Below are 14,419 nucleotides of genomic sequence, written 5' to 3' on the forward strand. Positions count from 1 at the left end.
GCTCTGAACACTGCTGTGGTCAGCGCACGACTTGCCACCAGGACAGGTGCCGCCCGGCGCGCGGTGGCACCGGGTGTCGGCGAGGCTGGGCCGGTGAGCGACGACAACAGCGGGTCCGGGTACGTCACCAGCGGGCAGGAGTACGCCCGCGACACCAACTACCTCGAGGACCGGATCACCGCCGACGGGTCCAGCGGGTGGCCGGTGGAGCCCGGCCGCTACCGGCTGGTCATCGCCCGGGCCTGTCCGTGGGCCAACCGCGCGGCGATCGTGCGCCGGCTGCTCGGCCTGGAGCCGGTCATCTCGATGGGCATCTGCGGACCCACCCACGACGAGCGCAGCTGGACCTTCGACCTCGACCCCGACGGCCGCGACCCGGTGCTGGGCTACGAGCGGCTGCAGGAGGCATTCCTCGCGCGCGACCCGCAGTACCCGCGCGGCATCACGGTGCCGGCGATGGTCGACGTCCCGACGAAGGCCGTCGTCACCAACGCCTTCATGCAGATGACGCTCGACTTCTCCACCGAGTGGACGGCGCACCACCGCGACGGCGCCCCCGACCTCTACCCCGAGAAGCTGCGCGACGAGATGGGCGAGGTCATGCAGCGCGTCTACACCGAGGTCAACAACGGCGTGTACCGCTGCGGCTTCGCCGGCTCGCAGCGTGCCTACGACCGGGCCTACGACCGGGTGTGGACGGCGCTGGACTGGCTGGAGGAGCGGCTGTCGACGCAGCGGTACCTGATGGGCGACACGATCACCGAGGCCGACGTCCGGCTGTTCACCACGCTGGCCCGCTTCGACGCCGTCTACCACGGCCACTTCAAGTGCAACCGGCAGAAGCTGACCGAGATGCCGGCGCTCTGGGGCTACGCGCGCGACCTCTTCCAGACGCCGGGGTTCGGCGACACCACCGACTTCCCGCAGATCAAGGAGCACTACTACGTCGTCCACGCCGACATCAACCCGACGCAGGTCATCCCGATGGGGCCGGACACGTCGGTCTGGCTGACCCCGCACGGCCGTGAGGAGCTCGGCGGCTCACCCTTCGGCGACGGCACGCCGCCCGGACCGGTCGCGCCCGGCGAGGAGGTCCCGGCCGACCACGGACCCGGCGGGATCGGCCACCGCCCCGACGGGGAACGGCACTAGCCGCTCAGCACCCGCCTCCGCCGTCGCCCCCGCCGCCACCACCGCCGTCGAAGCCGCCGCCCCAGCCACCGCCGTCGGAACCAAGACCTGCGTGGCCACCGCTGAGGTAGGCCCCGCCGGCGAGGTAGCCGACGTCGTCCACGCGGGGAGAACGCCGGCCCCGGACGGCGGGACGCCGTCCGGCACGCGCTCGGGAGCGCTGCACGCCGAAGGCCACCAGGAGCACCGCTGCCACCACCACGAGGAGCACGACCGCCGTCATGGCGGAACTGTCCCGCGGGGGAGGCCGGTGCGCCAGTGCCGTCCGCCGGGTCAGTCGCCCCCGCCGCCTCCGCCACAGTCGCCGCTGCCGTCGGAACCGCCCCAGCCGCCGCTGTCGGACGAGTGGCCGTCGTGGTCGTAGCCGCCCGATCCGCCGTCGCCGGCCGAGTGCCGGCCACGGTGGTGACGACGCGGTGCGGCACCCCGCGCCACCCCGACACCCAGGCCGAGAAGGACCGCCAGCACGACCAGGACCACGACTGCCGTCATGGCGCGCACTGTGCCCGACCGCCGGCGCGTGCGGGGCCTCCCCGATCGTGGGGACCCGTACGGTCGGCAGCGCGGCCGGCGGAGGCGGCGACCGTCTCGTCGAGCGCCGCCTCCGCCGCCCTCACGTCGGGCGGGGAGGTCAGGGGTCCCGCGCGCGAGCGCAGGCTGCCAGCAGCGGTACCCCCAACCCCGATACCTCCCCGCCCGGTGGCCCCGGCCCAGTCGCCCAGGTCGGGGTCACGCCAGGGAGGCGTGCACGAGCGACCGGTGCGGGGAGCGGGAGGACCGGTCCCGGCGGTCGCGTGCACGCCGGGGAGGGGTCAGTCGGGCGAGAAGCCGGGGGTGGCGAGGGTCGGGGACGCGACGTGGTGGACCTGGGCCCCGCCGCTGGTCGCCGCGGTCACGAACCCGGGCAGGCCGGCCACGAGCACGGCCTCCGGGAAGGCCAGCAGCCCCGAGGACGACGCCGAGGCGACCGGCGCAGGCGCGGGCGCGGGCGCTGGAGCGGCGGGCAACGGCACCGGGTCGGACGCCGGGCCGCCGGCGGGGACGGTGCCGTCGGCGAGTGACGGTGTGGGCGGCGTGGACGCGTGGGTGGATCCGACGTTCCCGTCGGACCGCTCGGAGGAGACCCGGGAAGGCGGGTCGGCCACCGGCAGGGTGAGCGCGGCCACGGCCGACAGCAGCGACTGCTGGACGATCAGCGCAACGGCCGGGCCGGCCGCGGGCGCCACGGCGACAGCTGCCGAAGTGACGACCGGCGCCGCCACCGTGGTGTCCGGCGGCACGACCTCGGTCACCGGCGCGACGAGTGGCTCCACGGCGTCGGCGTCGGCGACCGGAACGAGGTGCTTGCCCACCGGCGCCGCTGCGACGACCTCGACCACCGGCGTCACGGCCTCGGCGACCACGTCGGCCACAGGGAGGTCGACCGGCGCCGGCACCACCGCGTCGACCACCGGCGCGGCGATCTCGGTCGCCGGCACGACGATGGGCGCGACCGCGTCGACGATCCCGGTCACCGGCGCCGGCACCACCGCGTCGACGACGGGCGTCAGCGTCGCGACGAGCGGGACGGCCGGCGTCCGGAACCCGGTGGCCCCCGCCGGCACGCGCTCGACGACGGGTGCCGCCACGTCGACGACCGGCGCCACCGACCCGGTGAGCGGGGCGGCCATCTCGACGACCGGTACCCCCGCCGCGACCACGGGAGCCACCGATCGGACCACCGGTGCCACGTCCTCGACGACGGGACTCACCGACCCGATGACGGGTGCTGACACCTCGACGACCGGCGCCTCTGGCGCGACCACCTCGGCCACGGGCGCCGGAACGGGCGCCACCGCCTCGGCCACCGCCTTGGCCACCGGGGCCATCACCTCGGCCGCGCGCGCCAGGACGGGCGCTCCTGTCTCGGTGACGGGCGCAGCCACCTCGACGAGCGGCGCGGCCACCTCGACCGCAGGCGCGAGGACCGGCGTCACCGCCTCGACGATCGGCGCGGCGACCGTCGGAGGCCTCGCGACCTGGAGTCCGGGCGGACCAGCTCCCAGGACGGGGACGACCGGTCGGGCTCCCGGGCCAGCCGCCTTGACGACCGGGCGTGCCACCGGGGCCACGTCCTCGACCACCGGCGTCACGACATCGATGACCGGTACTGCGACCGGGGGCACGACCTCAGCGACCGGCTCGACCACCGGCTCGATCGCAGGCTCGGCGACAGTCTCCACGACGGGCACGACAGTCTCGGCCACCGGCTCGGTGGCGGTGTCGCTCACCGGCTCGACGACCGGTTCCACGACCTCGTTCACGACGGGCTCGACAACGGCCTCGGTCGCGGGCTCGACAACGGGCGGCGCGTCCTCGGCGACGTCCTCGGCGACGTCCTCGGCGACGTCCTCGGCGACGTCCTCGGCGACGTCCTCGGCGACGTCCTCGGCGACGTCCTCGGCGACGTCCTCGGCGACGTCCTCGGCGACGTCCTCGGCAACGTCCTCGGCGACGTCCTCGGCAACGTCCTCGGCAACGTCCTCGGCAACGTCCTCGGCGACCGGTTGCACGACGGCCTCGACCGGAGCCGGCGGCTCGACCACCTCGTCGGTCACCGGCTCTACGGCCGGCGGTTCGTCGTCCACCACCGTCTCGACGACCGGCTCCGCCACCTCGACCACCGTGTCGGCCGCCGACTCGACGTCCGCCTCCGCGACCGGCTCGGTCGCCGCGTCGACCACGTCCCCGGCCGGGTCGGGCAGGCCGTCGTCGGCGCGCGCGGCGCCGGGGAGAGCGAGCGCCAGCGCGCACAGGCAGCCCAGGAGCCCGATCAGCAGGAGGACCCGGCGCGCCCAGCACCCACTGACCGCGGAACCCGCGGCCGCCTCGGCTGAGCGCCCACCGTCCATCACCGACAGGCTAGAGCCGGACTATCCGGTCCGCACCGCGGACGGAACGGGATCAGACGATTCGTACCCGCACCCGCCCAGGAGCACAGCCAGCCACGAGTGCCCGCGGTGCTGCTGGGGTTCACCTGCGGGGTATCGATCGTCACGCGGAGGACAGGTGGGTGTTCCTAAGCCGCAGGCTGCAACAGTGCGTCACGTAGCTGTTGGGCCACCCGGGGGCTCAAACCCGCGCGCGTCAGGACCGTGACCGCGATGACGCTGACCACGAGACCTCCGGCCGTCCCGGGAAAGCCCCACACGGAGCCGACGATCGGCAAGGCCACCGCGATGACGAGCAGGACCCCTCCCAGCGCGTAGGTGAGGATCCGAGCGCTCCTCGACGAGCCGTCGAAGTCCTCAGGTGTCACTCCCAGAGGGAGGCGATCCCACCTGTTGCACACCTGCAGGCTCAGGTGCCTGCGCAGGTGGACGAGCAGGTGCTCGACCGGGAACGTCGAGGGTGTGTGCACGCGGCGTTTGAGGGACCTCAGGTCGCCCGCCATCTGTGCACCCCGGCGCCGCAACTCCTGCCTCTCCTGCCGTGAACCCGTAGCGAGCATGAGCGGGAGACGCTCGTACTTGCGTGCGAGGGACTCCAGACGCAACAGGATGGTCCGCTGGGTCCCCAGGTCCCCCCAATCGGCCTCGTGGCGTTCCAGGAAGAGGACGAGGTCCTTCGTGTCGATCACCGTGGTGGCCGGCGTCGCCACTCGGTTGCCGAGCACGAGCAACACGATCTCGATCACGTAGCCGGCACCGCTGATCACGGCGCCGACGACGACCCACGGCGTCGAGGCCCTGAGCGCGCCCGCGTATCCGACGAGCAGCCCCAGCCCCACCATCAGCAGCGCCGCGATCAACGGGCGGATCACACGGATCCAGGAGACCGCGACTCGCTGCCGAGCGAGGATTGCCGGGAGCGAACCACCGAGGCCAGCGTCGACAGCCGAGAGGACGCCGCTGTTGCGGATCTGTCGCCGCAAGATGAAGTGGCCCAGGCTCACTCGACGCAGGAGGCGCGAGGAGGACCGCAGTCGGGACACCGCCGCCATCGTCACATCACAGAGCGTGACACAACGATCACGATGCGGCTGGCACAACGGCCGTGTCGAGAGACAGCATCAGACGATTCGCACGCGCAGCCGCCGGAACCCACGGCCCTTGCTCTCCATCTTGACCACCTCCACCCGGCCGACCATCGCCGTCGAGGCCACGTGCGTGCCGCCGTCGGCCTGCAGGTCCAGCCCGACGACGTCGACGATCCGCACCTGCTCGATGTCCGGCGGCAGCAGGTCGGTCGCGGTGCGGATCAGGTCGGGGATGGCGTAGGCCTCCTCACGCGGGAGGGTCCGCACGACGATCGGCCGGTCGGCGGTGATCTCGGCGTTGACCGCCTCGGCCACCCGGTCCTTGAAGTCGGCGGGCACCTCGGCGAGGTCGAAGTCCATCCGGGCGGTCAGCGGCTCCATGTTGCCGCCGGTGACCTTGGCGCCGAAGTCGCGCAGCACGACGCCGGTGAGCACGTGCAGCCCCGAGTGGGTGCGCATCAGCGCCGTCCGCCGCTCGTCGTCCAGGGCACCCCGGACGGCGGTCCCCGGCGGCGGTACCGGGTCGCCCTCGACCGGGAGCAGGTACAGCTCGTCGCCCCTGCGGGTGCCGGCGATGCGGGTGCGGACGCCGCCCCACAGCAGCACGCCCTCGTCCGGCGGCTGCCCGCCGCCGCCCGGGTAGAAGGCCGAACGGTCGAGCACGATGCCCTGCTCGGGGTCGGCGGCCACGACGGTGGCGTCCCACTCGCGGACGGTGGCATCGGCCAGGTCGAGGCGGTGGGTGTGTCCGTGCCGGTCAGCGCTCACCCCGGCATCGTGCCCCGCGGTCAGGCCGCCCGGTCGCCGGACAGCCCATCGGCGCGCGCCAGGAACGCCGCGACCAGCCGTGCGCACGCCGCGGCCGAGGTCTCCCGCCGGGCCGCGATCTGCGCCCGCAGGCGAGGCACCAGCGCGGCGGCCTCCGGCGGCGGCGGGCCGGTCAGCTCCCAGGTCTCCTCCCACGCGGAGAACGCGCCCGGGTCGATCTCCGGGTGGAACTGCACGCCCAGGTGCGGCCCGAGCGCGAACGCCTGGACCGCACGCGACGTGCGGGCCACCTCGACGCCGCCGGGCGGCACGGTGAACCGGTCGCCGTGGTACTCGAACCACGGCCCGGCCGGCACCAGCGCGGAGTCGGCCGTCTCGACCGTCAGGAACCCGTGCTCCCCGGCCGGCGCCGCGCTCACCGCCCCGCCGAGCACCCGCGACAGCGCCTGCCCGCCGAAGCAGACGCCGAGCACCGGCGTCCCGGCGTCCACCGCGCGGCGCAGGTAGGCCAGCTCGGCGGCCAGCCAGGGCACCGTGTCGTCGTAGGCGGCCGCGCCCGAGCCCATCACCACGAGCGTGCGCAGCAGGCCCGGGTCGGGCAGGTCCGTGAGCAGCGGCGAGTGCCCGACCGTCGTCCCGACGACGACGTCGAGGCCCTGCGCCTCCAGCGCCGGCCGCAGCGTGCCGACCAGCCGGTGTCCCCGGGAGGGCTCGGCGTCGTGGACCAGGACGAGCGCGGTCTGCATGCACCCATCATCGGCACCCGGCCGACACACCCCGACGCACGGGCAGGGGCTTCCCCTGGCGCGCGACCGCGAGCAGGCTGTCGTCGCGGCGGTGCCGCGCGGGCGCCGCCGTCCTGTGAGGAGGACGGCATGTACGCACGCTCGACCACGCTCAACGGCGCCCCGGTGACCATCGACGACGGCATCTCCTACGTCTGTGACGAGGTGATGCCCGCGGTCACGGCGATGCCGGGCTGCGTCGGACTGTCGATGCTGGCCGACCGGGAGAGCGGGCGGTGCATCGTCACGTCCTCCTGGCACGACGCCGAGGCGATGCGGGCCAGCGCCGAGGGCGTCCGCGGGCTGCGCGAGCGGGCGGCGAGCATCTTCGGCGGGCCCCCGGAGGTGCACGACTGGGAGGTCGCGGTCATGCACCGGCGCTCGGAGGCGCCGTCGGGTGCGTGCACGCGGGTGACCTGGACCAGGGCCGACCCCTCACAGGTCGACCGCGTCCTCGACGCCTACCGATCGGTCATGGTGCCGCGGATGGAGGACTACCCCGGCTTCTGCAGCGTGAGCCTGTTCCTCGACCGCGAGCAGGGCCTGTCGGCGTCCGCGGTCACCTTCGAGGACCGCGACTGCATGGAGTCCTCCCGCACGCACGCCCGCGCCAGCCGCGACGACTTCGCCCGTCTCATGCGCATCGAGATCACCGACCACGACGAGTTCGACCTCGTCCTGGCGCACCTGCGCGTCCCCGAGACGGTCTGAGGGCCGAGCCAAGCGGAGCCGGGCCGGCGCCGGCCCGGGTTCACACCACGCGGGTGAGGGCCGGCCAGAGGTCGTCGCCGCCGCCGGCGACCAGGCCGGCGCCCAGCGCGCGCGACCACACCAGCTCGTTGCCGCCCTCGTCGCGCCACGACCAGCAGCGGCGGGTGAGGTGGTGCAGCCGGTACTCCTGGGTGAACCCGATCGCGCCGTGCACCTGGTGGGCCCGCTTGGCGACCACCTCGACGGCCGACCCCGCACGCACCTTGGCCGCCGCGGCGGCGAGCACCACGGTGTCCTCGCCGCGGTCGAGCGCCTGGACGGCGGCGTCGACGAGCGCGGCGGTGGAGGTGACCTCGCCGGCCATCTCCGCGAGCTCCATCTGGATGGCCTGGAACCTGCCCAGCGGCCGGCCGAACTGCTGCCGCTCCCCGGCGTACTGCACCGTCCAGGCCAGCACCTGCTCCAGGGCCGCGGAGACCTGCACCGCCCGCGCCAGGGCGAGGCGGGCGCGCACCAGCTGCGCCTGCGCCGGCGACAGCAGCGCCCCGGGCACGCCGACGCCGTCGAGCACCAGCGACCCGCGCGGCTCGCCGGCGAGGTTCACCGCCCGCGACGCGGCCAGCCCCGCGGTGTCGACGACGGCCAGCACCGCGCCCTCGATCCCGGCCGGCGGGCTCGCCAGCACCGCCACGTGCTGGGCCACGCCGGCCCACGGGACGTCGACCGCGGTGCCGGTGAGGGTGAACCGGCCCGGGCCGTCCCCGTCGTCGGAGGGCTCGGCCGTCACCGCGCCGTCCACGGCGACGGTCAGCGGCTCCTCGGGCGACGGCAGGTCGAGGTCGGCGGCCAGCAGCGCGGGCGCGGCCACCAGCAGCTGCTCGGCCACCGGCACCGCCCCGGCACCGGCGGCCAGCGTGCGCACGACGGCCACCGCGTCGGCCAGCTCGCCGCCGGAGCCGCCGGCCTCCTCGGGCAGCCCCACCCCGGTCAGCCCGGCCTCGGCGAGGTCGGCCCACAGGCCCTCGTCCCACGGGCGGTCCGCGGTGAGCAGCAGCGGCTCGTGCCCGGTGAGGATGTCCCGGACGGTCTCGACCACCAGGTCCTGGTCGCTCATCGCAGCCCCAGCCCCCGCGCCACGATCCCGCGCAGGATCTCGTTGGTCCCGCCTCGCAGCGTGTAGCCCGGCGCGTGCAGCTGCGCCTCGGCCAGCGCCCGGCCCAGCGGGTCGGGGCTGTCCAGCGACGCCGGGACGTCGACCACACGGCGCACCTCGTCGACGACGTCCTGCTCGAACGTCGTCCCCACGTCCTTGACCAGCGCCGCCGGGATGTCGGGCAGCTCGCCCCGGTCGAGGGCCGCGGCGATCCGCAGCGACAGCTGCCGCAGCGCCAGCGCCCGCGCCGAGAGCCGGCCCAGCGTGGCCAGCTGCGCGGGGTCGCCGGTGGCGGCGGCGCGGCGGCCGAACTCCGCCAGCAGCGGCCAGGTGGAGAGGAACCGCTCGGGCCCGGACCGCTCGAAGGCCAGCTCCGCGGTCACCTGGTGCCAGCCGGCGCCCTCGGTGCCCAGCAGCATGTCGCCGGGGACGACGACGTCGTCGAACACGACCTCGTTGAAGTGGTGGCCGCCGTCGAGGATGCGGATCGGGTTGACGGTGATGCCCGGCAGCGACAGGTCCACCAGCAGCTGGGTCAGCCCCTGGTGCTTGCCGCGCGGGCCCTCCCCGGGCGGGCCGGTGCGCACGAGCACGATCCCGTAGTGCGAGTGGTGCGCGTTCGACGTCCACACCTTCGCGCCGTTGACCACGAAGTCGCCGTCGGCGTTGCGCGCGGCGCGGGTGCGGATCGAGGCGAGGTCGGAGCCGCTGTCGGGCTCGCTCATGCCGATGACGAAGTAGCACTCACCGGCCGCGATGCGCGGCAGGATCTCCTTGCGCTGCGCCTCGGTGCCGTAGCGCAGCAGGTTCGGCCCCGACTGGCGGTCGGCGATCCAGTGCGCGGCCACCGGCGCCCCGGCGGCCAGCAGCTCCTCGGTGACGGCGTAGCGCTCCATCGCGGTGCGCTCGTGCCCGCCGTACTCCCTGGGCCAGGTCATCCCGAGCCAGCCGCGGGCGCCCAGCTTGCGCGAGAAGTCGGGGTCCACGCCGGACAGCCAGGTGTCCACGTGCGTGGTGAAGGTCCCGGCGGCGAGCTCCTCGGCGAGGAACTGCCGCACCTCGAGCCGGACCTGCTCGGCGGCCTCGGACGGTGGCGCGGGCGCCAGGGTCAACTGGTTGCTGCTCATAGCGATCGGTCCCCACGTCGGCGTGGCGGTCTGTCACCGTCGGTTGTACAGCACCCCTCAGCGGTCCTCGTCCCCGCCGGGGCGGACGTCGCGGGCCAGCTGGCGCAGCTCGCCGACGGCGTCGCCGACGGCGCCGGACAGGCGGGTGAGCGCGCCCGACACCAGCCGGCGCACCGCGGCGGGGTCCAGGCCGAGGAACGAGCCCAGCCCCGCGGCGACGTCCACCCCGGGGAAGCCGGACGACGGCGGCCGCTCCTCGGTCCGCTCGGGTGACCAGCGCATGGCGTCGCCGGAGACGGTGACGTCACCGGCGGCGCCGTCCAGCGCGTCGGCCAGGGCGTGCGGGCGGGCGTGCGGGAGGGCGTGCGGGAGGGCGTGCGGCGCGGCGGCGGTCTGCGGCAGGGCATCCGCACCGGGCAGCCGGGTGAGCACCAGCAGCGCGACGTCGTCGGCCCGCCGGGAGCCGGTGAGCGCGGCCAGCAGCCGGTCGCACAGCGCGTCGGGGTCGGCCGGCCCCTCCCCCGCCGCGTCCGCGGCCACGGCGCGCAGCCGGTCCAGGCCGGCGTCGAGGTCGGCGGTGCGGCTCTCCACGAGCCCGTCGGTGAACAGCACCAGCGTCGCGCCCTCGGGCAGCCGGCCCGACCACTCCCGCGGCGGGACGGGCGGCGCCCCGAGCACGCGGCCGGGCGCCACGGGCAGGTACTCCGCGCGGCCGCCGTGCACCAGCAGCGGCGGCAGGTGCCCGGCCGAGGCGATCCGCAGCTCCCCGGTGGCCGGGCGCAGCGTGGCGAACAAGGCGGTGGCCATCCGCGGCAGGTCCAGCAGCGGCCAGCTGCCGTGCAGCCGCTCCACCAGTGGCCCCGGGTCGGGGCAGTCGACCAGCAGCGCCCGGTGCACGCTGCGCAGCTGGCCCATGGTCGCGGCCGCGGTGACGTCGTGACCGACGACGTCCCCCACCGCCAGCCCCACCCGGTCGCCGCCGGGCAGCGGGACGACGTCGTAGAAGTCCCCGCCGACGTCGGCGCCGCGACTGCCGGGGAGGTAGCGCACGGCCAGCGCCAGCCCGGGCACCGCCGGCGGCTCGGGCGGCAGCAGGCTGCCCTGCAGCGCGTGCGAGGTGCGCGACTCCAGCTCGAAGCGCTGGGCGACGTCCATCCCCTGCGACATCTGCAGCGCCAGCTGCTCGGCGGTGTCGACGTCGGCCTCGGTGAACCGGCCGCGGCGGGCGTCGGCGCCCAGCGAGATGACGCCCAGCGGCCGGTTGTCCACCAGCAGCGGCACGCAGATGAGGTCGGCGAGCTGCAGCGCCCGGCTGACCGCCAGGTGCTCCGGGGAGGTGCTGATCCGCACGAGCATCGCCTCGTCCACCCCGCGCGCCCAGATCGTGCGGCGCTCCACCATCGCCCGCACCGAGGGGTGGCTGCCGTCGCGGTGCGGCAGGTGCTCGTCGCGCAGCTGCTCGACCAGGTGCCGGCGGGCCGGGTCGGCGTGCGCCACCACCGGCGCGGTCAGCCCGCGCTCGGTGAGCAGGTCGATCACGCAGATGTCGGCCGGCCCGGCGACCGCCAGCTCGGCCAGCCGCTCGAGGGTCTCGCCGACCTCCCCCGCCGCGGCCAGCAGCCGGGCGGCGTCGAGCAGGAACGCCGACCGGGCCGCCTGCCGCACGGTCTCCTCGTGCAGCCGCACCCGCTCCAGGGCCTGCCCGGCCTGCCGGCCGAGGGTGGCCAGCAGCTCGGCGTCGGCCGGCGACAGCGCACCGCGCGTCCCCGGCTCGGCCAGGCTGATCAGCTCGCTGTCGTCGGTGACGCCCAGGACGAGCACCAGCGCACCCAGGTGCCGGTCGTCGGCGGCCGACACCGGGACGACGACCAGCGCCTCCTGCCCGGCCTCGGCCATCGCCCCGGCCAGCCCCGGCCAGCGCTGCCGCAGCTCCGGCCCGACCGGCGCCGCGCGCACGCCGCCGGTGCGCACCAGCTCGGCCCCGGCCGGCGCGGCGGTCGCCAGCTGGGCGAGCAGCTCGGGGCTGAGCCCGTCGGAGGCCGCGAGGTCGACCGGCACCGTCCCCTCCGGCCGCGCCCCGGGCACCCGGTCCACCAGCCACAGCGCGGCGCCACCGGCCTCCAGGGCCCGGCGTGCCCGGCGCACCACCACGTCGGCGACCTGCTCGGCCGACCGCGCCGCGGCCAGCTCGGAGACGACCTGGTGCATCGTGCGGGCGCGCACCTCGGCGTCGGTGGCGGCCTGCTGGGCGGCCAGCAGCGCCCGCTCGTAGCGGCGGCGCGAGCTGGCCTCGAACACCGTGGCGCGGACCAGCAGCGGCCGGCCCTCGGCGTCGCGCACCTCGACGGCGTTGAGCAGGCAGGGCAGCACCGACCCGTCGGCGCGGACGACGTCGAGCGCCACCTCGCGCACCGCGCCCTGCAGCCGCAGCAGCGGCGCGAGGTGGGTCTCGAAGAACACCCGGCCGCCGGCGCTGAGCAGGTCGGGCAGCCGCAGGCCGAGCACGTCCTCGGGACGCCGTCCGGTCCAGGCGCAGAAGGTGCCGTTGACCTTGACCACGTGCGCGTCGGGCAGCATCGACAGGTACCCGCACGGGGCGTTCTCGTAGAGGTCGGCAGGGTCCTCCTCGAGCAGCCGCGCCAGCCCCTCCGGGCGGGCCGGTCCCTCGTCGTGCGCCACCGCGCCCCCTCGCCTCAGGTCCCCGCGAGGAACGCCCGGATCGCCGCCGTCGTCTCCTCCGGCGCCGACAGGTGCGGGCAGTGACCGGTGGCGGCCAGCTGCCGGAACACGCTGCCCGGCACGTGCTCGTGCACGTAGCGGCCGACCACCTCCGGGGCGATGGCGTCCTGGGTGCACTGCAGCACCAGCGTCGGCACGCGCACCCGCGGCAGGTCGTCGCGGTTGTCGGACAGGAAGGTGACCCGCGCGAACTGGCGGGCCACCGCCGGGTCGGTGCGGCAGAAGCTCTGCGCGAGCTCGGTGGCCACGCCGGGGTTGCCCGGACCGGCGACGACCGGGGCCAGCACGGCCGACCACTGCTGCGGGTTGGCGTCGAGGGAGTCCAGCAGCGCGGCGACGTCGGCGCGGGTGAAGCCGCCGGTGTAGCCCTCGTCGTCGACGTAGCGCGGGCTCGGGCCGACCATCACCAGCGCACCGAAGCGCTCGGGTGCCGCCTGCGCCGCCAGGACGCCGATCATCGCGCTGACCGAGTGCCCGACGAACACGACGTCGGTCAGGTCCAGGTCGCGGCAGATGTCCACGACGTCGGCCGCGTACCCGCGCAGCGAGCCGTAGCGCTCCGGGTCGTAGGCGGCCAGGTCGGAGCCGCCGGACCCGACGTGGTCGAAGGTGACCACCCGGTGGTCGACGGCGAAGTCGGGCGCGACGGCCCGCCACATGCTCTGGTCGCAGCCGAAACCGTGGGCGAACAGCATCGGCCGGGCGCCGGCCGGACCGCTCACGTGGACGCAGTTCCGCGTGATCACGCGCACCCCCCGAACGTAACGGACGACGCCGTCCCTGTCGCCGTCCGTCAGCGCCCGAGTGCGAGCCGGAACCGCGCCGTGCCGCCCCGGATCAGGTCACCAGCGCGAGGTGCCGCAGTCGGCGCAGCGCTTCTTCGCGGTGGTGGTCTCGCCGCGGCAGTTGGGGCAGGTCCAGGTCGCCCGCCCGGTGGACCGCTCGGCGGTGGTGCTCTCCAGCGTGGTGGTGCTCACGGTGCCCTCGTCTCCCTGTCGTCCGGGTGAGCACCCCAGGGTAGGGACACGACATGTCGTCCTGATGACTTCCCGGTTGCGTCCGAGTCGTCGTGCAAGTCGGCGTGCAAGAGCAGTCCCAGTGGTGCACAGGTGTCCCGCGCGAGCGTCCTCGCAGCGAGCCGGAGGACCGGCTCCTCACCGAGGAAGGCACCCGCCATGACCCGCACCCGCCTCACCCGCACGCTGCTCCGCACCGCCGTCCCGACCGCCGCCGTCGCGGCCGCGGTCGTCGCCGGCGCCGGCACCGCGTCGGCGACCGGCGTCGCGTACAACGCCTACGACACCGACGCCAACGGCTACCACGACGCCTACGCCTTCGACGACAGCGGCGACGGCTACGAGGACACCTGGGCGATCGACTGGGACGAGAACGGCCTGGTCGAGCAGGTCGCCCTCGACACCGACCTCGACGGCTGGGCCGACACGTGGGCCTTCGACACCGACGAGGACGGCTACGTCGAGGAGGTCGGCGTCGACACCACCGGCAACGCGCAGCCCGACGAGTGGGGCGCCGACACCGACTACGACGGCTACGTCGACCTGCTGGCCCACGACGTCGACGACGACGGGTACGCCGACTACTCCGAGCCCGCCACCACGGCCTCCTACGCCTACGCGACGGTGAGCTACGTGTTCGCGGAGGCCGACGGCTGGGTGTACTGGGAGAGCACCGTCGAGTACGGCTACGGCCTGGCCTCCGACGGCGCGACCGCCGACAGCGGCATCTCCTCGCGGACCGGCGACCAGCCGGCGCTCACCGCCCAGATGGAGGACACCGAGCCCACCGGCGGCCTGGTCGCCCAGGCGCTGCTCGAGCTGTTCTGATCCCGCGGACCGTCCCGCCGGTGCCCGGGCCCGTGTGGCCGGCGTCCCCGCGACGCCGGCCACACGGCGGTCCGACACGCGGT

Annotated in this window: 14 protein-coding genes; 3 read left to right on the forward strand and 11 right to left on the reverse strand. The window is 75.2% G+C overall.

Going from position 1 to position 14,419, the window contains the following annotated elements:
* Positions 1–93 precede the first annotated feature (93 nt).
* Positions 94–1,152 (forward strand): glutathione S-transferase family protein, encoded by a 1,059-nt coding sequence (locus BMZ33_RS20155; protein ID WP_091115557.1) that lies wholly within the window; start codon positions 94–96, stop codon positions 1,150–1,152.
* Positions 1,153–1,156: 4 nt separating this feature from the next.
* Here the strand turns inward: BMZ33_RS20155 and BMZ33_RS23545 are convergent, their stop codons facing one another.
* From BMZ33_RS23545 to BMZ33_RS20185, 6 genes are all read right to left on the reverse strand, one after another.
* Positions 1,157–1,414, reverse strand: a complete 258-nt coding sequence (locus tag BMZ33_RS23545) for a hypothetical protein (RefSeq protein WP_091115560.1) — start codon at positions 1,412–1,414, stop codon at positions 1,157–1,159.
* Between the two features lie 50 nt (positions 1,415–1,464).
* Positions 1,465–1,683, reverse strand: coding sequence for a hypothetical protein (locus BMZ33_RS20165; RefSeq protein WP_136697370.1), 219 nt, complete (start codon positions 1,681–1,683; stop codon positions 1,465–1,467).
* A gap of 320 nt (positions 1,684–2,003) precedes the next feature.
* Positions 2,004–4,082 carry a hypothetical protein gene (locus tag BMZ33_RS23550; RefSeq protein WP_169064619.1) on the reverse strand — a complete coding sequence of 693 codons (2,079 nt, stop codon included), beginning with the start codon at positions 4,080–4,082 and terminating at the stop codon, positions 2,004–2,006.
* Between the two features lie 167 nt (positions 4,083–4,249).
* The gene (locus tag BMZ33_RS20175; protein WP_091115568.1) at positions 4,250–5,125 is read right to left on the reverse strand and encodes a hypothetical protein; all 876 of its coding nucleotides are present in this window, start codon (positions 5,123–5,125) and stop codon (positions 4,250–4,252) included.
* A 117-nt stretch (positions 5,126–5,242) separates the two neighbouring features.
* Positions 5,243–5,977 carry an alanyl-tRNA editing protein gene (locus BMZ33_RS20180; RefSeq protein ID WP_091115572.1) on the reverse strand — a complete coding sequence of 245 codons (735 nt, stop codon included), beginning with the start codon at positions 5,975–5,977 and terminating at the stop codon, positions 5,243–5,245.
* Between the two features lie 20 nt (positions 5,978–5,997).
* Positions 5,998–6,723 carry a type 1 glutamine amidotransferase gene (locus BMZ33_RS20185; protein WP_091115576.1) on the reverse strand — a complete coding sequence of 242 codons (726 nt, stop codon included), beginning with the start codon at positions 6,721–6,723 and terminating at the stop codon, positions 5,998–6,000.
* A gap of 129 nt (positions 6,724–6,852) precedes the next feature.
* Here BMZ33_RS20185 and BMZ33_RS20190 point away from each other — a divergent pair, with 129 nt between their 5' ends.
* Positions 6,853–7,473, forward strand: coding sequence for a putative quinol monooxygenase (locus BMZ33_RS20190; RefSeq protein ID WP_091115579.1), 621 nt, complete (start codon positions 6,853–6,855; stop codon positions 7,471–7,473).
* A gap of 40 nt (positions 7,474–7,513) precedes the next feature.
* Here the strand turns inward: BMZ33_RS20190 and BMZ33_RS20195 are convergent, their stop codons facing one another.
* The 5 genes from BMZ33_RS20195 to BMZ33_RS24555 form a co-directional block, all read right to left on the reverse strand.
* Positions 7,514–8,587: an acyl-CoA dehydrogenase family protein gene (locus BMZ33_RS20195; RefSeq protein WP_091115581.1), complete on the reverse strand. Its 1,074-nt coding sequence runs from the start codon at positions 8,585–8,587 to the stop codon at positions 7,514–7,516.
* On the reverse strand, positions 8,584–9,753 hold the full coding sequence (locus tag BMZ33_RS20200) for an acyl-CoA dehydrogenase family protein (RefSeq protein WP_091115585.1): 1,170 nt from the start codon (positions 9,751–9,753) through the stop codon (positions 8,584–8,586). Before BMZ33_RS20200 ends, BMZ33_RS20195 begins: the two co-directional genes overlap by 4 nt.
* A gap of 57 nt (positions 9,754–9,810) precedes the next feature.
* Positions 9,811–12,432, reverse strand: a complete 2,622-nt coding sequence (locus BMZ33_RS20205; RefSeq protein WP_169064620.1) for a SpoIIE family protein phosphatase — start codon at positions 12,430–12,432, stop codon at positions 9,811–9,813.
* 14 nt (positions 12,433–12,446) lie between these two features.
* On the reverse strand, positions 12,447–13,244 hold the full coding sequence (locus tag BMZ33_RS20210) for an alpha/beta fold hydrolase (RefSeq protein WP_169064621.1): 798 nt from the start codon (positions 13,242–13,244) through the stop codon (positions 12,447–12,449).
* Between the two features lie 90 nt (positions 13,245–13,334).
* On the reverse strand, positions 13,335–13,469 hold the full coding sequence (locus BMZ33_RS24555) for a hypothetical protein (protein ID WP_280139243.1): 135 nt from the start codon (positions 13,467–13,469) through the stop codon (positions 13,335–13,337).
* Positions 13,470–13,667: 198 nt separating this feature from the next.
* On the opposite strand from BMZ33_RS24555, the gene BMZ33_RS20215 reads away from it, so the two are divergent.
* Entirely contained in the window at positions 13,668–14,336 is a 669-nt protein-coding gene (locus tag BMZ33_RS20215) for a hypothetical protein (protein ID WP_091115590.1), read from the forward strand.
* The last annotated feature ends 83 nt before the right edge of the window (positions 14,337–14,419 follow it).

It is taken from the genome of Geodermatophilus dictyosporus (assembly GCF_900115505.1).
Taxonomy (GTDB): Bacteria; Actinomycetota; Actinomycetes; order Mycobacteriales; family Geodermatophilaceae; genus Geodermatophilus; species Geodermatophilus dictyosporus.